The 24,385-nt window shown below is 65.1% G+C and carries 26 protein-coding genes; 10 read left to right on the forward strand and 16 right to left on the reverse strand.

The genetic code is table 11. From position 1 onward, the window contains the following. Window positions 1-73 precede the first annotated feature (73 nt). Window positions 74-2,197 (forward strand): methionine--tRNA ligase, encoded by a 2,124-nt coding sequence (gene metG / locus QPK32_RS03425; protein WP_290411345.1) that lies wholly within the window; start codon window positions 74-76, stop codon window positions 2,195-2,197. Between the two features lie 28 nt (window positions 2,198-2,225). Here metG and QPK32_RS03430 read toward each other — a convergent pair whose 3' ends face one another. After that, the gene (locus tag QPK32_RS03430) at window positions 2,226-2,474 is read right to left on the reverse strand and encodes a hypothetical protein (protein WP_290411346.1); all 249 of its coding nucleotides are present in this window, start codon (window positions 2,472-2,474) and stop codon (window positions 2,226-2,228) included. Window positions 2,475-2,641: 167 nt separating this feature from the next. On the opposite strand from QPK32_RS03430, the gene QPK32_RS03435 reads away from it, so the two are divergent. From QPK32_RS03435 to QPK32_RS03455, 5 genes are all read left to right on the forward strand, one after another. Further along, a complete protein-coding gene (locus tag QPK32_RS03435) occupies window positions 2,642-3,970 on the forward strand; it encodes a hypothetical protein (protein WP_290411347.1) in 1,329 nt (442 codons plus the stop codon). Window positions 3,971-4,047: 77 nt separating this feature from the next. Continuing rightward, window positions 4,048-4,251 (forward strand): DUF3460 family protein, encoded by a 204-nt coding sequence (locus tag QPK32_RS03440; protein ID WP_290411348.1) that lies wholly within the window; start codon window positions 4,048-4,050, stop codon window positions 4,249-4,251. Between the two features lie 26 nt (window positions 4,252-4,277). Next, window positions 4,278-5,171 carry a ScpA family protein gene (locus QPK32_RS03445; protein ID WP_290411349.1) on the forward strand — a complete coding sequence of 298 codons (894 nt, stop codon included), beginning with the start codon at window positions 4,278-4,280 and terminating at the stop codon, window positions 5,169-5,171. A gap of 47 nt (window positions 5,172-5,218) precedes the next feature. Then, entirely contained in the window at window positions 5,219-6,058 is an 840-nt protein-coding gene (gene panC / locus QPK32_RS03450; RefSeq protein WP_290411350.1) for a pantoate--beta-alanine ligase, read from the forward strand. 95 nt (window positions 6,059-6,153) lie between these two features. Then, window positions 6,154-6,906 (forward strand): PilZ domain-containing protein, encoded by a 753-nt coding sequence (locus QPK32_RS03455; RefSeq protein ID WP_290411351.1) that lies wholly within the window; start codon window positions 6,154-6,156, stop codon window positions 6,904-6,906. Window positions 6,907-7,071: 165 nt separating this feature from the next. On the opposite strand, the gene QPK32_RS03460 is transcribed toward QPK32_RS03455, so the two are convergent. The 15 genes from QPK32_RS03460 to flhD all read right to left on the reverse strand — a co-directional run bounded on the left by QPK32_RS03460 (window position 7,072) and on the right by flhD (window position 19,737). Continuing rightward, on the reverse strand, window positions 7,072-8,277 hold the full coding sequence (locus tag QPK32_RS03460; protein ID WP_290411352.1) for an EAL and HDOD domain-containing protein: 1,206 nt from the start codon (window positions 8,275-8,277) through the stop codon (window positions 7,072-7,074). 56 nt (window positions 8,278-8,333) lie between these two features. Continuing rightward, window positions 8,334-8,978: a protein phosphatase CheZ gene (gene cheZ, locus QPK32_RS03465; protein WP_290411353.1), complete on the reverse strand. Its 645-nt coding sequence runs from the start codon at window positions 8,976-8,978 to the stop codon at window positions 8,334-8,336. A gap of 1 nt (window position 8,979) precedes the next feature. Beyond that, window positions 8,980-9,372: a chemotaxis response regulator CheY gene (gene cheY, locus QPK32_RS03470; RefSeq protein WP_290411354.1), complete on the reverse strand. Its 393-nt coding sequence runs from the start codon at window positions 9,370-9,372 to the stop codon at window positions 8,980-8,982. A 126-nt stretch (window positions 9,373-9,498) separates the two neighbouring features. Next, window positions 9,499-10,572, reverse strand: a complete 1,074-nt coding sequence (locus QPK32_RS03475) for a chemotaxis response regulator protein-glutamate methylesterase (RefSeq protein WP_290411355.1) — start codon at window positions 10,570-10,572, stop codon at window positions 9,499-9,501. Window positions 10,573-10,589: 17 nt separating this feature from the next. Then, a complete protein-coding gene (gene cheD / locus QPK32_RS03480) occupies window positions 10,590-11,189 on the reverse strand; it encodes a chemoreceptor glutamine deamidase CheD (protein ID WP_290411356.1) in 600 nt (199 codons plus the stop codon). Window positions 11,190-11,202: 13 nt separating this feature from the next. Continuing rightward, window positions 11,203-12,060 (reverse strand): CheR family methyltransferase, encoded by an 858-nt coding sequence (locus QPK32_RS03485; RefSeq protein ID WP_290411357.1) that lies wholly within the window; start codon window positions 12,058-12,060, stop codon window positions 11,203-11,205. A 75-nt stretch (window positions 12,061-12,135) separates the two neighbouring features. Further along, entirely contained in the window at window positions 12,136-12,621 is a 486-nt protein-coding gene (locus QPK32_RS03490) for a chemotaxis protein CheW (protein ID WP_290411358.1), read from the reverse strand. Window positions 12,622-12,655: 34 nt separating this feature from the next. After that, on the reverse strand, window positions 12,656-14,821 hold the full coding sequence (gene cheA / locus QPK32_RS03495; RefSeq protein ID WP_290411359.1) for a chemotaxis protein CheA: 2,166 nt from the start codon (window positions 14,819-14,821) through the stop codon (window positions 12,656-12,658). A gap of 36 nt (window positions 14,822-14,857) precedes the next feature. After that, window positions 14,858-15,223: a response regulator gene (locus QPK32_RS03500; protein WP_290411360.1), complete on the reverse strand. Its 366-nt coding sequence runs from the start codon at window positions 15,221-15,223 to the stop codon at window positions 14,858-14,860. Window positions 15,224-15,331: 108 nt separating this feature from the next. After that, on the reverse strand, window positions 15,332-15,880 hold the full coding sequence (locus QPK32_RS03505) for a chemotaxis protein (protein ID WP_290411361.1): 549 nt from the start codon (window positions 15,878-15,880) through the stop codon (window positions 15,332-15,334). Between the two features lie 33 nt (window positions 15,881-15,913). Further along, window positions 15,914-16,885 carry a flagellar motor protein MotB gene (motB, locus tag QPK32_RS03510; protein WP_290411362.1) on the reverse strand — a complete coding sequence of 324 codons (972 nt, stop codon included), beginning with the start codon at window positions 16,883-16,885 and terminating at the stop codon, window positions 15,914-15,916. Between the two features lie 48 nt (window positions 16,886-16,933). After that, window positions 16,934-17,791: a flagellar motor stator protein MotA gene (gene motA / locus QPK32_RS03515; protein WP_290411363.1), complete on the reverse strand. Its 858-nt coding sequence runs from the start codon at window positions 17,789-17,791 to the stop codon at window positions 16,934-16,936. Window positions 17,792-17,937: 146 nt separating this feature from the next. Next, window positions 17,938-18,747 carry a trans-aconitate 2-methyltransferase gene (locus QPK32_RS03520; RefSeq protein WP_290411364.1) on the reverse strand — a complete coding sequence of 270 codons (810 nt, stop codon included), beginning with the start codon at window positions 18,745-18,747 and terminating at the stop codon, window positions 17,938-17,940. 52 nt (window positions 18,748-18,799) lie between these two features. After that, window positions 18,800-19,345: a flagellar transcriptional regulator FlhC gene (gene flhC, locus QPK32_RS03525; protein ID WP_290411365.1), complete on the reverse strand. Its 546-nt coding sequence runs from the start codon at window positions 19,343-19,345 to the stop codon at window positions 18,800-18,802. Window positions 19,346-19,419: 74 nt separating this feature from the next. Next, window positions 19,420-19,737 carry a flagellar transcriptional regulator FlhD gene (gene flhD, locus QPK32_RS03530; protein ID WP_290411366.1) on the reverse strand — a complete coding sequence of 106 codons (318 nt, stop codon included), beginning with the start codon at window positions 19,735-19,737 and terminating at the stop codon, window positions 19,420-19,422. A gap of 641 nt (window positions 19,738-20,378) precedes the next feature. On the opposite strand from flhD, the gene kynU reads away from it, so the two are divergent. From kynU to QPK32_RS03550, 4 genes are all read left to right on the forward strand, one after another. Beyond that, entirely contained in the window at window positions 20,379-21,644 is a 1,266-nt protein-coding gene (gene kynU, locus QPK32_RS03535; protein ID WP_290411367.1) for a kynureninase, read from the forward strand. A 9-nt stretch (window positions 21,645-21,653) separates the two neighbouring features. Further along, window positions 21,654-22,523 carry a tryptophan 2,3-dioxygenase gene (gene kynA / locus QPK32_RS03540; RefSeq protein ID WP_290411368.1) on the forward strand — a complete coding sequence of 290 codons (870 nt, stop codon included), beginning with the start codon at window positions 21,654-21,656 and terminating at the stop codon, window positions 22,521-22,523. A 99-nt stretch (window positions 22,524-22,622) separates the two neighbouring features. Further along, on the forward strand, window positions 22,623-23,168 hold the full coding sequence (locus QPK32_RS03545) for an alpha/beta hydrolase (protein WP_290411369.1): 546 nt from the start codon (window positions 22,623-22,625) through the stop codon (window positions 23,166-23,168). Window positions 23,169-23,192: 24 nt separating this feature from the next. After that, window positions 23,193-24,308, forward strand: coding sequence for an acyltransferase (locus QPK32_RS03550; RefSeq protein WP_290411370.1), 1,116 nt, complete (start codon window positions 23,193-23,195; stop codon window positions 24,306-24,308). The last annotated feature ends 77 nt before the right edge of the window (window positions 24,309-24,385 follow it).

The raw sequence follows: 24,385 nt of genomic DNA on the forward strand, positions 1-24,385 counted from the left end.
ATTAGCCCCTGCGCGTTCAGGGTCATCCGCTGGTAAAATGCTTTTTTTCATCCATGAATGTCCTTTTCCGACCATGACACGCCAGCTGTTCGTCACCACCGCCCTGCCCTACGCCAACGCTGCCTTCCACATCGGCCACATGATGGAATACATCCAGGCCGACATCTGGGTCCGCTACCAGCGAATGCAGGAAGAAAACGGCCAGCCGCGCGTCGTGCACTTCGTCGGCGCCGACGACACCCACGGCACGCCGATCATGATCGCCGCCGAGAAGGAAGGCGTCACGCCGCAGGAATTCGTGGCCAAGATCGCCGCCGGCCGCGCCCAGTACCTGGACGGCTTCCACATTGCCTTCGACAACTGGTACTCGACCGACTCGCCGGAAAACGTCGACCTGTCGCAGGGCATCTACCGCCGCCTGCGCGACGCCGGCCTCATCTATACCAAGACCGTCGACCGCTTCTACGACACGGCCAAGGGCATGTTCCTGGCCGACCGCAACATCAAGGGCGAGTGCCCGGTGTGCCATTCGAAGGACCAGTATGGCGACAATTGCGAAGTCTGCGGCGCCGCCTACCAGCCGACCGAACTGATCAACCCGTACTCGGTCTTCACCGGTTCGACCCCGATCCTGAAGCCGTCGGAACAGTATTTCTTCAAGCTGTCCGACCCGCGCTGCTTCCAGTTCCTGAAGGAGTGGCTGAACACCCCGGGCCGCCTGCAGCCGGAAATGGTGAACAAGGTCTCGGAATGGCTGGGCGAGAACGGCGAAAAGCTGGCCGACTGGGACATCTCGCGCGACGCGCCCTACTTCGGCATCCCGATCCCGGATGCCCCGGGCAAGTTCTTCTATGTCTGGCTGGACGCGCCGGTCGGCTACCTGGCCAGCCTCAAGAATTACTTCGAAAAGAAAGGCCTCGACTACGACGCCTTCCTGAACGATCCGTCGACGGAACAGGTGCACTTCATCGGCAAGGACATCGTGTCCTTCCACCTGCTGTTCTGGCCGGCGATGCTGGAATTCTCCGGCCACCCCGTCATCGACAAGCTGAAGGTCAATGTCCATGGCCACCTGACCGTGAATAACGAAAAGATGTCGAAGTCGCGCGGCACCGGCATCTCGCCGCTGCGCTACCTGGAACTGGGCATGAACCCGGAATGGCTGCGCTACTACCTGGCCTTCAAGCTCAACAGCAAGGTCGAGGACCTGGACTTCACAGGCGAGGATTTCGTCGCCCGCGTGAACAGCGACCTGATCGGCAAGTACGTGAACATCGCCAGCCGCTGCGCCGGCTTCATCGCCAAGAAATTCGACGGCAAGCTGGCGCCAGCGCTGTCGGCGACGGCCCGGGAATGGATCGCCCGCGCCCTGAACGGCGAACAGGGCGAGCGCCAGGCCGCGATCGCCGCCAGCTACGAGGCGCGCGAGTTCGGCCGCGCGCTGCGCGAGATCATGGAAGTCGCCGACGTCGCCAACCGCTACGTCGACGAGAACAAGCCCTGGCTGCTGGCCAAGGACGAGACGAAGACGGCCGAGCTGCACGAGGTCTGCACCACGGCGCTGATCCTGTTCCGCCAGCTGACCGTGATGCTGTCGCCGGTGCTGCCGCACGTGGCCGCGCGCGTGCGCGAATTCCTCGGCGACGCCGCCTACTCGTGGGAAGACACGAAGGGCGAGCGCGTCCACGCCGGCATGCTGGGCCGTACCATCGGCGCCTACAGCCACCTGATGCAGCGCGTCGACGCCAGGATGATCGACGATCTGTTCGACAAGCCGGCCCAGATCGCGGCAGCCGCAGCGGCGCCGGCGCCGGCGGCCCCGTCCGGCGACGCGTCCGACATCGAGGAACTCGCGCCGGAAATCTCGATCGACGACTTCACCAGGATCGACCTGCGCGTGGCGAAGATCGTCAACTGCGAACACGTCGAAGGCTCCAGCAAGCTGCTGCGCCTGACGCTGGACGCGGGCGAAGGCCGAACCCGCAACGTGTTCTCGGGCATCAAGTCGGCTTACCAGCCTGAACAATTGATCGGCAAGCTGACCGTCATGGTCGCCAATTTGGCACCGCGCAAGATGAAGTTCGGCGTGTCCGAAGGCATGGTGCTGTGCGCGTCGGCCAAGGACGAGAAGACGCATCCGGGCCTGTACCTGCTGGAGCCGGTATCGGGCGCCCAGCCGGGCATGCGCATCCGCTGAGCGGGATCGCCGGCGCCCGCTGCGCGCGTCACTGCGCGCGCAGCGGCGCCATGATGGCCTGGCTGTTTTCCTTGTAGTCCTTGGCGCCGACGGCGCTGACCATCTTCTCCGTCTTGCGCGCGGGGATCCGGCTGCCGGTGATGGTGTCGTCCCGGGCCAGCGGCTGGACGCCCTGCGCCGCGGCCGGGGCCGGCTCGGAAGTCGGCGCGGGCGCGGTGGCGCAACCGGCAAGAACGATCGCAGCGGCAAGAACGGAGCAAGGAAGAACGGCTTTCATGGATCACCTGGAGGTAAGGGTTGAGGAAAGCTGAAAGACCGGTCGAATTGCCGGTCCTTGCCAGAATACTACCAATTTCCTCCCGCCGGTGGCAGTATAATGCGCTGTTTTTCACTATCAGGACGCCCGGCGTCCGGTCCTTTTACTTTTGAGTGGTAGATAATAATATGACCGAATACCAAGCCCTTCGACACATCCCCCACGCGAACCTGTTCCGCCAAGGCGACGTGTTCGTCCTGTTCGGCGAACTGTTCGGCCGCGGCTACGTGAACGGCCTGATCGACGAGGCCCGCGCGGCCGGCATGACGATCGTCGGCATCACGGTCGGCCGCCGCAACGACGACGGCACCCTCCGTGCCCTCACCGCGGAAGAGCATGCGGAAGCCGAAGCCAAGCTGGGCGGCCGCATCGTCAACATCCCGCTGATGGCCGGCTTCGACATGGATGCGCCGGAAGGCGAACAGAACCCGACCGAGATGCTGTCCGGGATCACCCTCAAGAGCTGGCAGGAAGACAAGCTGGACTGGACCAAGATCGAGGCCTGCCGCCAGGCCGGCGTGGCCCGCTTCACCGCGTCGGCGCGCCAGGCGATGGCCGAGATCGACAAGCTGGTGCCGGACGGCGCCAACGTCTTCTTCGCCCACACGATGGCCGGCGGCATTCCGAAGATCAAGGCCTTCCTGGCCATCGCCAACCGCATCTACAAGGGCCGCGGCGAGCGCTTCATGTCCTCGCGCGCGCTGCTCGACAGCGACCTGGGCAAGCTGATCCTGATGAACTTCGACGAAGTCACGGCCAACACGCTCAAGTACCTGATCGATGCGTCGGCCGGCATCCGCTCGCGCGTCGAGTCCAAGGGCGGCCAGGTGCGCTACACGGCCTACGGCTACCACGGCACCGAGGTGCTGATCGGCGGCGACTACCAGTGGCAGACCTACACCAACTACACCCAGGGCTACGCCAAGATGCGCCTGGAATCGATCGCCACCGCCGCCTGGAACGGGGGCGTCGCCGCGACCGTGTTCAACTGCCCGGAAATCCGCACCAATTCGTCCGACATCTTCGTCGGCGTGGAACTGTCGCTGTTCCCGCTGCTGGCCGCCCTCAAGAAGGAAGGCGGCAACGGCAATGCGTGGGCCCAGCAGCAGTGGGACGCCTGCCAGGCGCTGCTGAACGACGGCGTGTCGCTGCAGTCGATCCTGGACAAGCTGGAAACCTATCTGCAGACCCCGACCAGCGCCGGCTTCCGCAACTACGAAGCCTGGCCGATGGACAATACGCCGGAACTGGCCGACCTGATGATCGGCACGTCGGAAGAGATCACCTCGCTGCACAAGGACAAGAAAGACCTGATCACCGACCACCTGTCGGCCCTGGTACTGGAAAGCGCCGGTCCGCTGATGTTCCACGGCGCCGCCGAGAAAATCGCCCCGGTGCTGTGGCTCAACCACGACATCATCGCGCGCCAGCTCATCGAGCTGCACAAAAACGCCTAAGCAGCAGTATTATTTCGTCTTTGCATGAAGCGGCGGTGTTCCATCACCGCCGTTGTTCGAACCCGCCTGAGAGAGCCATGTTCAAGAAACAATCGATGTACGAATCCGAGCACACCAAGTTCATCAAGGAATTGAAGGAAAAGACCCCGGGCATGGAAGAGCGCCAGCAAGCCGGCCGCGCCCTGCTGTGGGACAAGGCACCGACCTCGCTCGACGAGCAGCGTCGCATCGCCGAATCGCGCCTGCGCCAGCAGGCTTACCCGTACCAGACCAAGGTCTGACCACCTGACCCCATAGGCCGGCGACGATGGTGCCTTCGCAGGCGACGCCCGACGGGCGCGCCGAGTCCCCCGGGGGACTGGACCCGCAAGACGCCGGCCTGCCTGTGCAAGCCGGCGCCGGCGCGGACGCGCCGGACCCCGTCGACGCCATCGCCCGCCTGTACGGCGAGCCCCTGCTGCGCCTGCCCACCGACCTGTACATCCCACCCGACGCCCTCGAGGTCTTCCTCGATGCGTTCGAAGGCCCGCTCGACCTGCTGCTGTACCTGATCCGCAAGCAGAACTTCAACATCCTCGACATCCCGATGGCCCAGGTGACGCTGCAATACCTGGAATACGTCGAACAGATCCGCAAGCACAACCTCGAGCTGGCGGCGGAATACCTGTTGATGGCGGCGATGCTGATCGAAATCAAATCGCGCATGCTGCTGCCGAAACGCCAGGATGCGCTGATCGAGGAAGCGGACGATCCGCGCGCGGAACTGGTGCGGCGCCTGCTCGACTACGAACAGATCAAGCTGGCGGCCCAGCAGCTGGGCGCCCTGCCCCAGGAAGGCCGCGATTTCCAGCGCCCGTCGCTGCCCGTCGAACAGGGCCTGGCCCCGGTCTGGCCGGACGTCGACGCGCACGACCTGCAGCGCGCCTGGATGGACGTGCTGCGCCGCGCCAAGCTGACCCAGCACCACAAGATCGGGCGCGAGGAACTGTCGGTGCGCGAGCACATGTCGGCGATCCTGCGCACGCTGCAGGGGGCGCGCTTCGTCGAATTCTCGGAACTGTTCGACGGCCAGGCGACCGTCCCCGTCGTCGTCGTGCACTTCGTGGCCATGCTCGAGCTGGCCAAGGAAACCCTGATCGAAATTACCCAGGCCGAACCGTTCGCGCCGATCTATGTACGGCTCGCCTATTCCCCCGCCTGACGGACGCAGGGATTCGCGCCGGCCGCACGCCTCTACACAGACACATCATGAAAATCATCTCCACCATCGACGAACTGCGCGACCAGCTGCGCGGACAATTGCGCACCGCCTTCGTGCCGACCATGGGCAACCTGCACGAAGGCCACCTGTCGCTGATGCGCCTGGCGCGCAAGCACGGCGACCCGGTGGTCGCCTCGATCTTCGTCAACCGCCTGCAATTCGGCCCGAACGAAGACTTCGACAAATACCCGCGCACCTTCCAGGCCGACGTCGAGAAGCTGGAAAAGGAAGGCGTCTACGTGCTGTTCGCGCCGACCGAAAAGGATTTGTATCCGGAACCGCAGGAATACCGCGTGCAGCCGCCTGACGACCTGGGCAATATCCTGGAAGGCGAATTCCGCCCCGGCTTCTTCAATGGCGTATGCACCGTCGTCACCAAGCTGTTTTCCTGCGTACAGCCGCGCGTGGCCGTGTTCGGCAAGAAGGATTACCAGCAGCTGATGATCATCCGTAACATGGCGCGCCAGTTCGCCATGCCGACCGAGATCATCGGCGCCGAGACCTTCCGCGCCGACGATGGCCTCGCCCTGTCCTCGCGCAACGGCTACCTGTCCGCGGAAGAGCGCGCCGAGGCGCCGTTCCTGGTCCAGACGCTGCAGTACGTGGCCGAGCAGACCCGCGCCGGCCACCCGGACCTGGCGGCGCTGGAGCGCGACGCGATGGCGCGTCTGGCCGGCCATGGCTGGAAGCCGGACTATGTCTCGATCCGCAAGCGCATGAACCTGCAGGCGCCGAACGCCGAGGAACGCGCGGCCGGCGCACCGTTGGTCGTGCTGGCGGCCGCCAAGCTGGGCGCGACGCGACTGATCGATAATCTTGAGATCTAAGAGAATTGCGCGCATGCAATTATGCTGTAAAATTTATCAAGTATATTGCTTCGAGCTTTCGCTTTTTACCCAACCCCGTAAAAAGGAGCAGCGCCTTGACTGATTTTGCCGTCGCCCACATGCGCAAAGGTCCGCCCAAACCGTCGGATGCGGTCGAACGCATCACCCTGAGCACGGTCGCCCACGAGATGCGCGATCCGTTCGATATCGGCGATGCCCTGTCCACGCTGGCGACCAGCGGCGACGCGGTCACCGTCTACCTGCCGGACGACGTGCTCGCGATGGCGCGCATCGACGCCGTCGACGCCGATGGACGCGGTTTCACGCTCGAACTGGCCGAACACGCTACCCTGCCGGCGGGACGGACCACGCTCGTGGCTGCCATGGGCGGCAATGCCAAGATCCAGTTCGACATCGATCTGGACCAGGCCATCGTGCCGGGCGAAGCGAGGCTGGCCTCGCTGCCCCTGCCGGCGTCCTGCCGGGTGCTGAACCGGCGTGCCGAGACGCGCCTGGACTCCCCCGTCGGCGGCACGCACAGTGCCCGCTTCGTCCTGCTGAACCGGGTGTTCGAAATGCCGCTGTACGATTTCTCGCGCGGCGGCGTGGGCCTGCGCGCGACGCCCGACCAGGCGCACGAACTGTACGTCGGCAAGCGCCTGCAGGGCGTGGAACTGGAACTGGGACCGTCGCTCGTCGTCCATGCCGACCTGGAAGTGCGCCTGCTGCGGCCCTTCCGCACCTTCCTGCTGGGCCAGCAGGTGCAGGTGGGATGCCGCATCTCGAACATCTCGATGCAGATGCGCCAGCACCTGGACCGCGCGGTGGACCGGGCGCAGCGGCGCTGAGCGTCTGGAAGCGGTAACGAAAAATGGCCCGCTGGGGCCATTTTTTTATGCGTCGACGCTGCATTGAACCACGTCGCCCCTGCGCAGGCAGGGGCCTAATCTTGCATGCGTTGCTGCTGCGCCGGAGAAATTGGGTCCCTGCCTGCGCAGGGACGACGTGCTGACTTACGCCGTCACATTCTGCGCCCACGCCAGCGCCGACAAGTGCGCCTTGTTCACGTCCAGCGGGCTGATGTCGAGCGCCGACGCCATCGAGGCGCACAGGGTCGAGCTGAGTTCGCACGCCTCGGACAGCGCCAGGTAGGGGCCGTAGGGCCCTTCCCGCTGCGTCAGCGCCTGGACCACGGTGTCGGGCAGCTGGATCGTGTCCAGCACCTGCTGCATGGGCAGGCCCAGCAGGCGGTCCAGCAGCGAGAACATGCCCGCCACGAACAGGTATTCGCCCTCTCCCTTCGGCAGGAATTTCTGGCCCAGCAGCTCGCACAGGCGCGCGCGCACGACGGCCGTTTCCATCAGCACCGGGGAGTAGCCGCTGCCGGCGGTAGCCAGCAGCAGCACCAGCCAGCGGTACAGGGGCGCGTAGCCGAGCATGGCGATGGCCTGGCGCAGCGACTGCACTTCGCGGCCCGCGCCGAAGCCGGCCGAATTGATGAAGCGCAGCAGCTTGTAGATGAGCGCGGGGTCGCGCTTGAGCACGGCCTCGATCTTGGGCACGTCCTCGTTGGTCTGCACCATCTGCATCAGCTGCAGGACGATGGCCTGGCCCGGACTCATGCCCTTGACGGGATTGCCGTCGCGCGGGGTCAGGTGCAGCTTGCCGACGAAGGCGTCCAGCCCGAGGGCGGCGCAGGCGTCGAAATCGGCCCAGGTGGCGACGGGGCGGCCCACCATGCGCAGCGATGCGCTCTTGACGGCCGCGTAGCTGCGCGCCTGGGTGGCGACGTCGGCCCCCGTGAAACGCACTTCGGCGAAGGAAGCGATGGCCGACAGGTTGCGGCCGAGGATGTTCAGGTCGGCGTCGCGCAGCGAGATGCCGACGCCGCCGGCGCGCAGGGCCTGGGCGGCGCTGCGGTGGTCGGTGTCGACCAGGTCGCGCAGGCGGATCGACAGCACGGTGCGCTCCGGCGGCAACGCGTGCAAGGCATCGAGGGAAAACATTGCCGGGACGGCGTCGAGGAACAGCAGCTTGTCGCGCAGCAGCCAACCCTGCGCATCGTCGACCAGGTGGCGGGCGACGAAGCCCAGCAGGGACTCGAGGTCGGCATCGCCGACGACCTTGCCGTCCTGCTGCTGCCAGCAGAGCTCGTAACCGATCACGCGCTGCTTCGGGTCGAGCAGCGGTTCGCGGACGATGAAATTAGACTGATGCATGAGCTGGGCACCGGATGAAACCAACGGGCGGCCGTAGCCGCCGCATGAAGCCGAGGTCAGAAGCCGAGGCTGTCGAGCAGGTCATCGACCTGTCCCTGGTCGGCGACGACGTCGCTCTTGCCCTCAGGATTGATCTGCGGGCCATTCAACAAGCCGTTGTCGAGCTCGCGCTTGATTTCTTCCGGCGCGAAATCGACGAGCACCTGCACGAGCTGCTTTTCCAGGTTCTGGGCGATGCCCGTGATGCGCTTGATCACCTGCCCCGTCAAGTCCTGGAAATCCTGTGCCATCATGATGTCCATCAGGTGGCCCTTGGTGGCGCCGGCGGACACGCGCGACGCTTCCAGGCTGGCGATGGTGCGCTCGGCCAGCGCGCGCCAGGCGCCGTCGCCCTGGGCGGCATCGCCGGTCGTCGCCAGCATGGCCTTCCACGCGCTCGACAGCTCGGCGGCGTCGCCGTCGATGCGGTCCTGCAGGGGGCCGGCGGCATCGGTCGCATCCAGCACCTTCTTGGCCGCGTCTTCCGACAGCCGCGCCACGTAGTCGAGGCGGTCGCGCGCGTCGGGGATGTCGCTGGCGGCCTTTTCGATCAGCTTGTCCAGGCCCAGTCCGCGCAGGTTCTCGTGCAGTGCGCGGGTCATGTGCCCGATCCGGCTCAGCACCTCGTCATGCGAGGCCGGATCGGCGATGTGCTCCGTCATCTCAGGCCTTTTCCATCTTTTCGAAAATCTTGTTCAGCTTTTCGTCCAGGGTGGCGGCGGTGAACGGCTTGACCACGTAGCCGTTGGCGCCGGCCTGCGCGGCCGCGATGATGTTTTCCTTCTTGGCTTCCGCGGTGACCATCAGCACCGGCAGCTTGGCCAGCGCGGGATCGGCACGGATGTTCTGCAGCATGGTCAGGCCGTCCATGTTCGGCATGTTCCAGTCCGACACGACGAAGTCGAATTGTTCGCTGCGCAGCTTGGCCAGTGCCATGACGCCGTCTTCGGCTTCGTCGACGTTGGCATAACCCAGTTCCTTCAACAGATTCCGCACGATGCGTCGCATCGTCGAGAAATCGTCAACAACTAAAAAACGCATCTTTGGATCAGCCATGAAATACTCCGTTGATTCTCTAAATCTATTTATGTTGGTTGAATTCGGCACTGCGCAAACAGGCCTAAGCATAGCATTTTTGTTGCTCTACGGCGATAAAACCACCGTAAAAGCCTATTACCCGGATCAAACGCGCAACGCCCGTCCTCCATGCGCCGCCAGGTGCCCCAGCACCAGGCCCGGCAACGCCGTCAAGCCGGCCACTTCGTGGGCGGCGCCGATGGCGATCGCTTCGCGCGGCATGCCGAACACGACACTCGACGCTTCGTCCTGGGCGAAATTGTAGGCGCCCGCATTTTTCATTTCCAGCATGCCTTGCGCGCCGTCCTTGCCCATCCCGGTCAGGATAACACCGACCGCATTCTTGCCGGCGGCTTGTGCGGCGGAACGGAACAACACGTCGACCGACGGACGGTGGCGGTTGACGGGATCGGTCTGCTCGATGTGCGTCATGTAGTTGGCGCCCGAGCGCTTGAGCAGCAGGTGCGAGTGGCCGGGCGCGATATAGGCGTGGCCGGGCAGCACGCGTTCGTTGCCCTGGGCTTCGCTCACGCTGATCTTGCACAGCGAGTCGAGGCGGCGCGCGAACGAGGTCGTGAAGCCTTCCGGCATGTGCTGGGCGATCAGGATGCCCGGGCAGTCGGACGGCATCTGCATCAGGAATTCGCGGATCGCCTCGGTGCCGCCGGTGGAGGCGCCGATGATGATCAGCTTTTCCGACGAGGTCAGGGGGCTGCGCAGCTGCGGCAGCTGGGTGCCGGGGGTGGGCGCATGCAGCGTGCGCGCCTTGACGCGGGCGCGCGCGGCGGCGCGGATTTTATCGGTGATCAATTCGGTGTACTCGCGCATGCCGGCCTGGATCGAGATCTTCGGCTTGGTGACGAAATCGACGGCGCCCAGTTCGAGGGCGCGCATGGTGATCTCGGAACCGCGTTCGGTCAGCGAGGACACCATCAGCACCGGCATCGGGCGCAGGCGCATCAGTTTTTCCAGGAAGTCCAGGCCGTCCATCTTCGGCATCTCGACGTCCAGCGTGAGGACGTCGGGGTTGACCTTCTTGATCAGGTCGCGCGCCACCAGCGGGTCGGGCGCGACGCCGGCCACTTCCATGTCGGGCTGGGAATTGACGATCTCGGACATCACGCTGCGGATCAGCGCGGAGTCGTCGACGATGACGACTTTGATCTTGTTGGCTGTCATGGTCTTTGTCTTTCTTGTCAGAACAGGTCGACGGCGCCGCCGACGGGCGCGACCTTGAGGCGGCTGGCATAGTCGAGTTCGCGCTTGGCCAGCGTCTCGTTATGGGTCTGCATCAGCTTCTTGACGAGCACCTTGCCCGTGCGCGGGAAGAAATACACCTTGCGCGGATAGATGTCGTTCAGGTCCTCGGCCAGGATCGGGATCCGTTCCGTCTTGAGGAATTGCTGCACGAAGGCGGCATTGCGCTCGCCCACGTTCATGGCCGAGAAGCCGCGCAGCACGGCGCCGCCGCCGAACACCTTCGCTTCCAGGTGCTCGCGGCGAGCGCCGGCCTTGAGCAAGTCGTTGATCAGGACTTCCATCGCGTACGTCCCGTAGCGCATCGAGGCCGAGACCGGGTTGCCCGGGTCGCCGCCGTCCGGCAGCATGAAGTGGTTCATGCCGCCCAGGCCCTTGACGCGGTCGCGGATGCAGGCCGAGACGCAGGAACCGAGCACGGTCACGATCAGCATCTCCTTCGAGGTGTAGTAGTACTCCCCCGGCAGGATCTTGGCCGCCTCGGTGTCGAAGGTGCGGTCGTAGTAGATATTGGTGGCGAACTGACTGTTGCTTTGCATGGTCAGGCTCCGCTCAGCCCAGTTCATAGACCGTCTTGCCGCGCAGGCGCAGCGAGTCGGAGACGTACAGGAAGTTTTCCGAGTGTCCCGCGAACAGCAGGGCATCGGGCTTCATCAGGGGCACGAAGCGGGACAGGATCTTGCGCTGCGTGGCCTTGTCGAAATAAATCATCACGTTGCGGCAGAAGATCGCATCGAACGGGCCGCGCACCGGCCAGTCGTCGGACAGCAGGTTCAACTGGCGGAACGTGATCAGCTGGCGCAGCTCCGGGCGCACGCGCACCAGGCCCTCCTGGGCACCCCGCCCTTTCAGGAAGAAGCGGCGCAGGCGGTCGGCCTCGAGCTTGTCGACGCGCTCCTTCGGGTACACGCCGGCGCTGGCCGTGGCCAGCACGTTGGTGTCGATGTCGGTGGCGACGATGTTCACGGGCGGCGTGAGGCTGTTGAACGCCTCGCACAGCGTGATCGCGATCGAATACGGCTCCTCGCCGGTGGACGCGGCCGAACACCACACGGTGAGCGGCTGGCCGGTCTGGCGCTTGACCTTCAGCGCGTGCTCCGCCAGCAGCGGGAAGTGATGGGCTTCGCGGAAGAACGACGTCAGGTTCGTGGTCAGCGCGTTGACGAAGGATTCCCATTCGTCCGGCATGCGGTTCGCCTCGAGGTCGTCGAGATAGGTCGCGAACGAGGCGATGCCGGTGGCGCGCAGGCGGCGCGCCAGGCGGCTGTAGACCATTTCCTGCTTGCTGTCGGCCAGCGAGATGCCGGCGCGCTTGTAGATCAGGCCCCGCACGCGTTCGAAGTCGCTGCGGTGGAACTCGAATTCCTTGCCCGTTTCCTGCTTGTTCTGCTGTTTGCTCGTGAGCGCCACGTCTGTTTCCTAAGGTTGTCTGGGTCTGCGGCCCGCTGCGCGGGCGCGCTTGCGTCCCTGGCGCTGCCGCCTGCCTTATGCCGCCATGCGGTCGATGAGGCCCATTTCGCTGGACGACATCAGGCGATCGATGTCGATCAGGATCAGCATGCGCTCGTCGACGGTGCCGAGGCCCATCAGGTATTCGGCGTTGAAGGCGGTGCCCATTTCCGGCGCCGGCTTGATCTGGTCCGGCGTCAAGGTGGTCACGTCGGACACGCTGTCCACCACCATGCCCATGATACGCCCGCCGATGTTCAGGATGATCACGACGGTGAACTGGTCGTAGGTCGGCGTGCCGAGCTGGAACTTGATGCGCATGTCGACCACCGGGATGATGATGCCGCGCAGGTTGATCACGCCCTTGATGAACTCGGGCGCGTTGGCGATGCGGGTCACCGCTTCGTAGCCGCGAATTTCCTGCACTTTCAGGATGTCGATGCCGTATTCCTCGGAGCCGAGGGTGAAGGCCAGGTATTCGCTGCCGCTGCCGTCGTGGGTGTTGTTGGTATCGTTGGACATGTCGTTGTTCCTAGTCGGTATGGTTGTTGGCGTTTCAGGAAATGACGGCGTCGTCCGCCAGCTGGCGCGAGGAGCGCAGCAGCGCGGCGACGTCGAGGATCAGCGACACGCCGCCGTCGCCGAGGATGGTGGCGCCCGAGATCCCGGCGACCTTGCGGTAGTTCGCTTCCAGGTTCTTGACGACGACCTGCTGCTGGCCGACCAGTTCGTCGACGAACAGCGCGGCCTTGCGACCTTCGGTCTCGAGGATCACCAGGATGCCTTCGCACGGGTCGGTGATGCGCGGTTCGATGTTGAACATCTGGTACAGCGGGATCAGGGGCAGGTATTCGCCGCGCACCTTGACCACGCGGCCCTGGCCCGCGACTTCCTTGACGTCGGCCCGTGCCGGCTGCAGCGACTCGACGACGAAGCCCAGCGGCAGGATGTAGACCTCCTCGCCGCAGCGGATCGACATGCCGTCCAGGATCGCCAGCGTCAGCGGCAGCGAGATCAGGATCGTGGTGCCGAAGCCGCGCGCCGACCGGATGTCGATGCTGCCGCCCAGCGCCGTGATGTTGCGCTTGACCACGTCCATGCCCACGCCGCGGCCGGACACGTCGGTGACGATGTCCGCCGTCGAGAAACCCGGCGCGAAGATCAGCTGCCAGACGTCGGCGTCCGCCATGTCGTCGGACACGGCCAGGCCGTTTTCCTTCGCCTTGGCCAGGATGCGCTCGCGATTCAGGCCGCCGCCGTCGTCGGCCACCTCGATCACGATATTGCCGCCCTGGTGGGCCGCGGACAGGAACAGGCGCCCCGCCTCGGTCTTGCCGGCGGCGACGCGCGCGGCCGGCAGCTCGATGCCGTGGTCGATCGAATTGCGCACCAGGTGGGTGAGCGGATCGACGATGCGTTCGATCAGGCCTTTATCCAGTTCGGTGGCGGCGCCGTTGGTGATGAAGTCGACCTTCTTGCCGAGCTTGCCGGCCAGGTCGCGCACCATGCGCGGGAAGCGCGAGAACACGAAGTCCATCGGCATCATGCGGATCGACATCACGGCTTCCTGCAGGTCGCGCGTGTTGCGCGTGAGCTGGGACACCGATTGCAGCAGGCGCTGGTGCAGCATCGGATCGAGGTCGGTGCTGCGCTGCTCGATCATGGCCTGCGTGATCACCAGTTCGCCGACCAGGTTGATCAGCTGGTCGACCTTCTCGATCGACACGCGGATCGAGCTCGATTCGGCGTGCGCATGGGCGGCGTCGGCGGCCTTCTTGGCCGCCTTCTTCTCGGCCGCGGCGGGCTCCTGCGCTTCCTGCGGTTCGGCGCGGGCCGCCGGCTCGTGCGCCTCCGGCTGCTCGGCGACGATGCCCGCTTCGCGCCGGATCTGCTCGATCGGCTGGAAGAAGCCGTAGCCCAGTTCGTCCTCGGACGGGGCGGCGCCGGCCGGCGCGTCGTCGGCCGGGTCGAAGAAGCCGTAGCCCTGCTGTTCCTCGATGCGGGCGCGTTCGGCCGTTTCCTTGGCGCGCTGCTCGGGCGTGAGCGGCGGCGCCTCGAAGATCTTCAGGTCTTCCGGGTCCAGCACGAAGGAGCAGATGGCGACGATGTCGTCCAGGCTCTCGTGCGTCATGATGATCAGCGCCGTGCGTCCGCCTTCGAGCGGCACCACGGACACGCGGCCCAGCAGGCCCAGTTCGTCGACCAGCGCGTCGATGTCGCGCTTGGCCAGGTCCGGCAATTCGATCTTGTAGCGGTGCGCGCCTTCGCTGACTTCCTGCTTCTGCTCCGCATGCAGGAAGGACGGCACGGTGGGCTGGTGGGCGGCGACGATGACGCCTTCGGACAGGTCGTGCAGCATCATGCGCACGTTGGCGACGGCTTCCTGGTCGACGTCGGCCCCGTTGCGGTGGCCGTCGAGCTGCATCTTGAGGATGTCCTTGGCCGCCAGGAAGGCGTCCAGGTGCTGCGCCGTCAGGCGCATCTCTCCCTTGCGGATGCGGTCCAGCAGCGACTCGAGGACGTGCGTCACCTCGCTCATGTCGTTCAGGCCGAAGGTCGATGCGCCGCCCTTGACCGAGTGCGCGGTGCGGAAGACGGCATTCAAGTCCTCCGGGTCCGGCGCGGCGATGTCGACGGCCAGCAGCAAACGTTCCATTTCGGCGAGCAGCTCTTCGGCTTCGTCGAAAAAGACTTGGTAAAACTGGCTGATGTCGATGGTCATGATGAATATCCGTTCAGTGCGGGCGCGCGGCCGGCATCAACCGATGACTTTCTTGACCACCTCGATCAGGCGCTGCGGGTCGAACGGCTTGACCAGCCAGCCGTTGGCGCCGGCCGCGCGGCCCTTCTGCTTCATCTCGTCGGACGACTCCGTGGTCAGCATCAGGATCGGGGTCTTCTGGTAGCCGGGCAGGCCGCGCAGCGACTTGATCAGCGTGAGGCCGTCCATCTTCGGCATGTTCTGGTCGGTCAGGACCAGGTCGACGTTCTGCAGCTTTGCCTTGTCCAGGCCGTCCTGGCCGTCGACGGCTTCCACCACCTGGTAGCCGGCGGCCTTCAGGCTGAACGCCACCATCTGGCGCAGGGAACTCGAATCGTCGACCGCAAGAATCGTTTTTGCCATTATCGTTTGCTCCATGGGGTCAGAGCCCGGTTCTTCTTTTAGGGGCTCTGACCCCGGTTTTAATCGCGCCGGTTGCCCGGGCACTAGGTTGTTGTCACGCGAACGGAATCAGAACAACTCCACGTCGCCGCTTTCCAAATGCTTCTGCTCGACCGACTTGCGCAGCACGCTGCGCAGTTCCAGCGACTGGATCGCCAGCGCCATGCTGACCTTGCCGAGCCGCTCGACGATCTCCTCGCTGTCGCTTTCCGGCAGGATGTCGGCGCCGTGCTCGCTCAGCGTGGTCAGGAAGTCGCGCAAGCCCGTCACCCGGCGCAGCGTGCGGTCGAGCAGCTGGCTCGTCATGTCCTGGAACTGCATGCTGGTGATGGCCGTGTTCACGTACCGGCCGATCTCGCCCGACATGGCGTTCAGGCGCGCGCTTTCGTCGGGCGTCGGGGCCTGGCCGGCCAGCAGCCGGTCGATCGTCGCCTGGTTCGCGTCGACGGCGCTGTGGATCGCTATGAAGCTGCTGGTCAGCTTCTCGACGGCCTCTTCCAGCAGCAGCGTGGTCTGCACGAGGTCGGTCTCGACCTCGCTCAGGTGGCGCCGGCCGTGCGCGGAGACGCCCGACAGCAGGCGCTTTACGTGTGACCCAAGTATCTTTTTTCTTGTCATTCTCGTCATGAAGTCCTCCAGAACTTCCCGCGCTTATTTCTTGTCCGCCGTTGCCTCGGCTTGCGGCGCCAATCCACCACCCGTCGCCTCCGCCACCGCCTTGACGGCTGAATCCGCATCCTCGCCGGACACGTCCAGGCCCGTGCCGTCGCGCAGCACGGCTTCCTCGGTGCGCTTGTTCATCACCAGGATGCTGATGCGGCGGTTGATCGGGTTGAACGGGTCCTTGCGGTCCAGGTGCACGGCCGCGCCCAGGCCCACGACGCGCAGCACCTTCTCGTCCGACATGCCGCCGCGCACCAGTTCGCGGCGCGAGGCATTCGCCCGGTCGGCCGACAATTCCCAGTTGCTGTAGCCGGACGCCGTCATATAGGGCGTCGAATCCGTATGGCCGGACAGGCCGATGCGGTTCGGCACGTCGTTCAACACCAGGCCCAGCACGTCGAGGATGTCGCGCGTGTACGGCTGCAGCTCGGCGCTGCCTCCAGGGAACATCGGACGGTTCTTCTCGTCGACGATCTGGATGCGCAGGCCTTCGGTCGTGATGTCCAGCAGCAGCTGGTCCTTGTACTTGCGCAGCAGCGGGTTGGCGGTGATCGTCTGCTCGATGCGCTGCTTCAGCTGCTGCAGGCGCTGCTGTTCGGCCTGCTCGACGGCCGCCTTGGCCGCCTTCAGGTCGACGCTCTTCTTGTCCGCCACGACGTCGCCGCGCTTGACCTCGCCGTTGCGGCGCGTCAGGTCCTGGCCGCCGCCCTGCAGGATCGAGGAACTCATGCCCGCCGCGCTGCCGCCCTGCATGGCGACCTTCAGCGGCGTCTTGAAGTACTCGGCGATGCCCTGCATGTCGCCCTTGGCGGTCGAGCCGAGCAGCCACATGAGCAGGAAGAACGCCATCATCGCCGTCACGAAGTCGGCATACGCGATCTTCCAGGCGCCGCCATGATGGCCATGGCCGCCCTTCTTGATGCGCTTGACGATGATGGGCTTCTGGCCTTCGTCAGCCATGCAGGCCCTCCGCCCGTGCAATGCGCTTCATGACGTCAATGCGCTCCATTACTTCTTCGCCTTCTTGATGTGGTCTTCCAGTTCGGCGAACGTCGGGCGCTCGGTCGAATACAGCACCTTGCGGCCGAATTCCACGGCCAGCGCCGGTGCATAGCCGTTCAGGCTGGCCAGCAGGGTCACCTTGATGGTCTGGAACATCTTGGTCGATTCTTCCAGCTTCTGTTCCAGCAGGCTTGCCAGCGGGCCGACGAAACCGTAGGCCAGCAGGATGCCGAGGAAGGTACCGACCAGCGCGTGGGCGATCAGCATGCCCAGCTCGGCCGGCGGCGCGCCCACGGATTCCATCGTGTGGACCACGCCCATCACCGCCGCCACGATACCGAATGCCGGCAGGCCGTCGCCCAGCTTGGCGATACAGGCGGCCGGGACATGGCCCTCATGATGGTGGGTCTCGATCTCGTTGTCCATCAGGTTCTCGATCTGGAAGGCATCCATGTTGCCGGAAACCATCAGACGCAGGTAGTCGGTGATGAACTCGACCACGTGGTGGTCGGCCAGCACGGCCGGGTACTTGGAGAAGATCGGGCTCTGCTCGGGGCTTTCGATGTCGCCTTCGATCGACATCAGGCCTTCCTTGCGCACCTTGGACAGGACGTCGAACAACAGCGACATGAGTTCCATATACATGTCGCGCGTGTACTTGGAGCCCTTGAACAGGCCGGGCAATGCCCCGATGGTGGCCTTGACTGCCTTCGGCGTATTGCCGACGAAGAAGGCCCCGACGGCAGCGCCGCCGATCATCAGCACTTCCAGGGGCTGCATCAGCGCAGCCACGTGGCCGCCGCTCAGGACGAAACCGCCGATCACGGATGCGACGACTATAACGTAACCAACAATGACAAACACGGGGCTCCCGATATCATGAATCCGGGCAAGCCCGGCTCTCGCTTCAACGCATGATAAATTGGTTGAATCCAGAGAGAAATATTTACGTAGGGAACTAGATTAGCGGCAGAATGGCCGTGGGGCAAGTAAAACCGCCCGCTTGTGGTTCAAAAGTGCCAGAGATGTAGAATTTTTTTGCGATCAGTAGTTACAAAGCTACGATCTGGAGCACGTTCGGCAATGGCAAATTCATAACTGAGCAGCATGCTGCCCGGCCGCATCTCGCCGCTGGCCTTGCGCCATAGCGCGCTCATCGCCGCCGGCGACAGGTAGGCGAACACGACGTCGTAGTGACCGAAATTCAAGTTTTCGTAGTCGCCGCGCATGAAACGGGCCCGGCTGCCCGTCAGGCGCGCCCGCAGGCTGCTGGCCAGCCAGGGTAGCGGCGCCAGCTCGATACCGCTGACGCCGCAGTCGGGACGGCGCCGCGCCAGGTCCAGCACCAGGCCGCCCAGTCCGCTGCCGATGTCGATGATCCGCAGGGGCCGGTCCGGAAGCTGCTCGGCCACCGTGTCCCAGGCGGCCTGGCCGGACGGGTAGTACGGCACCTGGGTGCGGAACGTCGACCAGTAGACGAGCAGCAGCAGCACGAACACGGCCAGGAAGGCGGCCGGCGGCAAGGCCAGCGTCTCGGCCGCCAGCCGCGCCAGCAGCACGCACGCGGGAAACAGCAGGGCGATGGCGCGCCACCACGTGGCCAGCCCCAGGCGCCAGGACAACAGCGCGGCCCAGGCGCCCTGCACCAGCGCGACCGCCAGCCAGGCGCCCGCCCCCGTCCCGTCGTCCGCCGCAGGCAATATGCCGGCGCGCGCCAGCAGCCAGACGGCGGCGAGCGTGAGCGGAAACGCGAGGAGCTGGGCCAGCAAGGCGCGCAGCGCGGGCGCGCGCCAGATACGGCGCGGGGCAGGCGCGTTCATGCGCTGCCCCGCGGGGAGATAAAGAGACGGAGACGAATATCAGGCAACGGCGTCAGGCACCGGCGAGCGCGGCGTCCTTGGCCTTGCGGGTCTTGCCGGCGCGCGAAGGCATGTGGCACAGGCCGCACTGGTAGTCGTCGTTCAGGTCGAGCGCGTTGACGACGAACTTGCCCTGGCACTTCGAGCACGGGGCCAGCACCAGCATATTGCCCTGGAAGAAACGCACGAGGGTCCAGGCGCGGGTCAGCGACAGCACCGGTTCCTCGTTCGGCGCCGGCGGCATCTGTTCCAGGTACAGGCGATACGCCTTCATGATGGCCTGGATGCCGGTGGCGCCCGCGTGCTCGACGAGGAACTTGTAGATATTGATATACAGCGAGGAGTGGATGTTCGGCTGCCAGGTCAGGAACCAGTCGGTCGAAAACGGCAGCATGCCCTTCGGCGGCGACACGCCCTTCAATTCCTTGTACAGCTTGATCAGGCGCTCGCGCGACAGCGAGACTTCGCTTTCCAGCAGTTGCAGGCGGGCGCCGAGCTGGATCAGTTCGATGGCCAGCTGGATTTCCTGGGCTTCCGAGACGACGCTTTTCTTGGTCATTTGTATGCGCTCCTGCTGCGGGGGTCAGAGCCCGGTTTTTCCCTGAGGGCTCAGACCCTGGCTGGTGGAAAAACTTAGGCGATCTCTTCGGCAGGCTGGCCGGCCATCAGGATGGCGGCGTGCGACTGGGCCAGGGCGCGGTCCTTGCTGTGGCTGGTCAGCATGGACAGGATGGCGCTGTCGTCGAAGCGGAAGCGGGCCAGCATCATGTTGCCGCCGGCGAGTTTCAGGATCTGGGCATTGCTCATGCCTTCGATCAGGTCGGCGATGTCCGCCGAGATCCCCAGGCGGAAGATCGCAGTGACCTTGTCCGCGCGGATCATTTGCTGGGCCAGCATCAGGTAGCTCAGGTTGGCGTCCCGGATTTCAGCCATCATGTCGTTCGCAGTCATGTTTCTCTCCCTCTCGTCTATCTCGTTGGCGTTATGTGTTGCCGTTGAGATAGATTCTGACCCTGGAGAAACATTTGAGGAATCGGCGAATGTCTGTATTTTTCGTCCGCAAAAGACGACAGGACTCGTAGGAATTTGTCTGACAAACTCCTAAGAATCCTGTGTATTTCCTCGTGAAAACAAGGGCTTGCAACTTGTAAAAACCTGCGGAGCAGAGGCTCCCGACGCTGCCGACACATTGCGTATGTGTTGGTTTACGTCAACGGTTTCGAGAACTTTAGGGTTCTTTGAAAAAATTTTTCTGTCCCTGAAGCATCTCTTAAGGTCCGCTTTAACGCGTCTTCGATGAGGTTATCGGCCCGCTTTTCCCAAACTTTAGGGTTTCGGCAAACTTTTTTTGAACTTTTTTGCCGACCACCTGGCCCATTACCGCTCATCTGGCTTGGTTAGCGGCACGCTTTCGCAGAACTTTAGGGTTTGGCGAAAAAAATTTTAAAAAAATTTCGCCCCGGCCGATGCGACGAGCATAAAGGGGTTTACCCGCTGTTTTTCTTGCTACACTCCACGCGTCCGCCGACCCGGCGAACGATGATCAATGGACAACATGCCCCATCCGGCCGTCCGATTCGCAAGGAACCCCGATGACCCTCGCCCCCTCTTCCGCCATCACGCGCGCAGACTGCCTGGCGCGCGATGCCGCCGATCCGCTGGCGCCGCTGCGCGACCGTTTCGACCTGCCTGACGGCGTCATCTATTTGGATGGCAACTCGCTCGGCGCCCGTCCGCGCGCCGCGCTCGACCGTGCCCGCGACGTCGTGGCGCGGGAATGGGGCCAGGACCTCATCCGCAGCTGGAACAGCGCCGGCTGGTTCGACCTGCCCAAGCGCCTCGGCGACCGCCTCGCGCCGCTGGTCGGCGCCCGCCCGGGCGAGATCGTCGTCACCGACACCACCTCGCTGAACCTGTTCAAGGCGCTGGCCGCCGCACTGGCGATCCAGCAGGACCGCGACCCGCAGCGCAAGGTCATCGTGACGGAGCGCAGCAATTTTCCGACCGATATCTATATGGCCGACGGCCTGGCCCGCTGGCTCGACCGCGGCTACGAGCTGCTGCTGGTCGATACGCCCGAGGAACTGGACGCCGCCGTCGACGCCCGTTGCGCCGTGCTGATGCTCACCCACGTCAACTACCGCACCGGCCGCCAGCACGACATGGCGGCCCTGACGCGCCTGGCGCATGCGCGCGGCGCCCTCGTCCTGTGGGACCTGGCCCATTCGGCGGGCGCGGTGCCCGTCGACCTGCACGAGGCCGAAGCCGACTTCGCCGTCGGCTGCACGTATAAATACCTGAACGGCGGCCCGGGTTCCCCCGCCTTCATCTGGGTGCCGGAGCAGCACCAGGCCGCCTTCCGCCATCCGCTGACGGGCTGGTGGAGCCATGCGCAGCCCTTCGCCATGGCGCATGGCTTCGCCGCCGCCGAGGGCATCGGCCGCGCCCTGTGCGGCACCCAGCCGGTGGTATCGCTCGCGCTCGTCGAATGCGGCCTCGAGGTCTTCGAACAGACCGACATGGCGGCGCTGCGCGCCAAGTCGCTGGCGCTGACGGACCTGTTCATCGCCCTGGTGGAAAGCCGCTGCGCCCGCCATCCGCTGGGCCTCGTGACGCCGCGCGAGCATGGCGCGCGCGGCAGCCAGGTCAGCTTTACCCATCCGCACGGCTATGCGGTGATGCAGGCGCTGATCGAGCGCGGCGTGATCGGCGACTACCGCGAGCCCGAGATCATGCGCTTCGGTTTCACGCCCCTGTACACCCGCTTCGCCGACGTCTGGGATGCCGTCGAGGTCCTGCGCGACATCCTCGACCGTGAAGCCTACGATGCCGCCGCCGCGCGCGGCGCCGTGACCTGAGGAGCCGCCATGAGCGCCCACATCGACAAGGACGACAGAGACGACAAGGACGCCGCACAGTGGCACGGCGCCCGGATGGATTTCAGCCGCAGCATGAGCTACGGCGACTACCTGGGCCTGGAGCAGATCCTGTCGGCCCAGCATCCGCTCTCGCCCGACCACAACGAGATGCTGTTCATCGTCCAGCACCAGACCAGCGAGCTGTGGATCAAGCTGATGCTGCACGAGCTGCAGGCCGTGCGCCGCCATATCCGCGCCGACGACCTGCAGCCCGCGTTCAAGATGCTGGCGCGGGTGGCACGCATCATGGACCAATTGGTGCATGCCTGGGACGTGCTGGCGACCATGACGCCGCCGGAATACAGCGCGATCCGTCCCTACCTGGCGTCGTCCTCGGGGTTCCAGTCCTTCCAGTACCGCGAACTGGAATTCATCCTGGGCAACAAGAACCCGGCCATGCTGGCCGTGCACGAGGCCGTGCCCGAGCAGCATGCCCTTCTGCAACAGGAACTGCAGGCGCCGTCGATCTACGACGAGGCGATCCGCCTGCTGGCCCGTTCCGGCCTGGAGGCGACGATCGCCCCCGAGCGCCTGGCCGCGGACCCGACCTGGCCGACCGTCCACGACGACTCCGTGCTGGCGGCCTGGCTCGAGGTCTACCGCGACCCGGAGCGGCACTGGGCCCTGTACGAACTGGCCGAGAAGCTCGTCGACATGGAGACGGCGTTCCGCTTCTGGCGTTTCCGCCACGTCTCCACGGTCGAGCGCATCATCGGCTTCAAGACGGGCACGGGCGGCACGGCCGGGGTCAGCTACCTGCGCAAGATGCTCGACGTGGTGCTGTTCCCGGAATTGTTCGCCCTGCGTACCGCCTTGTAGCCTCTGCACCGGGCCGTCCGGACGGACGTTTCCGCGGACGTGGTTTTCCGATAAGATGCGCAGGCGACATGCACGGTGCAGTCTTCCAACGGAGAACCAATGAAGTGCGACATCCTGATCGTGTCCGGGCTGTGGAATTCCGGCCCGGAACACTGGCAGACCCACTGGGAACGCAAGTACCAGAAATGGACGCGCGTGTCCCATCGCGACTGGAACAGTCCCGACCGCGACGAATGGGTGGCCGAACTGGATGCCGCCATCGCCGCCTGCGAGGGCCGGCCGATCCTCGTCGCCCACAGCCTGGGCTGCATGCTGGTGGCGCAATGGGCGCAGTCCGGTTCGCCGCTGAAGGCGGCCGGCGCCTTCCTGGTCGCCCCGAGCGACACCGAGGCATCCTCGTACCCGATCGATCCCATGGATTTCCGCCCGATCCCGCTGGCGCCGCTGCCCTTCCCGTCGATCGTCGTCGCGAGCGCCAACGACGAATACGCGCATATCGAGCGCTCGCGCGCCTTCGCCGCAGCCTGGGGCAGCGAGCTGGTGGAGATCGGCGACGCCGGCCACATCAACGCCGACAGCGGTTTCGGACCGTGGCCCGAAGGCGAGGCGCTGCTGGACGCATTCTGCCGCGACCTGAACCCGTGAACCCATGCCTTCCCTGAGCCGCGCATGAGCAGCCCGGTCGGCGGCGACGCGCTCGATCCCGGATTCTCGCTGTACCTCGATGCCGCCCGCGGCCTCGCCGCGCTGGCCGTGGTCGTGGCCCACTTCGGCTATTTCCGCATCCTCGACGACGCCCAGATCGCCCGCCTGCCCGATTTCGGGCGCGAAGCAGTGATCGCCTTCTTCGTGCTGTCCGGCTTCGTGATCGCCTACAGCGCCCGCCACAAGCACCGCACGTTGGCCGACTACGCGACCGCCCGCGCCGCGCGCTTGTATTCGGTGGTGTTGCCCGTCCTGCTGCTGTCCTTCGCGCTGGCGGCGCTGGTGCAGCATGCGACCGGTCTCCCCGTCAGCGACGCCTACGAACTGCGCAAGCCCTGGCTCTACATCCCCTTCCACCTGGCCTTCCAGGGCGACACCTGGGGCTTCGCCGAACGCCCGCCCTGGCTGCTGCCGTACTGGTCGCTCGACTACGAGGCCTGGTACTACGTGCTGTTCGGCTGCTGGCACTTCCTCGCGGGCCGGCGCCGCTGGCTCGCCGCCGGCGCCGTGCTGCTGCTGGTCGGTCCGCGCCTGTGGCTGCTGCTGCCCGTCTGGCTGTCCGGCGTGGTGCTGTTCCGCTGGCAGCAGGGGCACGTGCTCGGCCGCGGTATCGCGCGTGCCGGCTGGCTCGCGACCGTCGTGCTGGTGGCCTTGTGGGGCTGGTGCGATCCGGAGCCGTGGCTGCGCGGCGTCGCTCAGCAATGGTGGCCCTTCGCCGGCATCCGCATGGGCAGCGCCGACCGCGTGCTGGCCGACTATCCGGTCGCGCTGCTGGTGTGGGTGAATTTCGCCTGCGCCCGCCATGCCGGATTCGGCGCCCTGCTGGCGAGGATGGCGCGGCCGATCCGCTTCCTGGCGGCGCACACGTTCACGCTCTACCTGTCGCATGCGCTGGTGATCGGGGTGTGGCAGACCCTGCTGCCGATCGAGCGGGGCGCGGCGCACGAGATCGCGGCCATTGCACTCGCCATCGCGCTGGCGGCGCTGGCGCTCAATCCGCTGACGGAGGTGTTGAGGAAGAGGTTGGTGCGGGGGTTCGAGGCGGTGCTGGCGCGGGCTCCTGCGCTGCGGATACCCTGAAAACGTCGTCCCCGCCTGCGCGCACTGCTGTCCGGAATAAATAAGGAAGAGCAGCTACGGAAGAGAGGTAGCTGATG

This window comes from Massilia sp. YIM B02763, from assembly GCF_030412015.1.
Classification (GTDB): Bacteria; Pseudomonadota; Gammaproteobacteria; order Burkholderiales; family Burkholderiaceae_D; genus Telluria.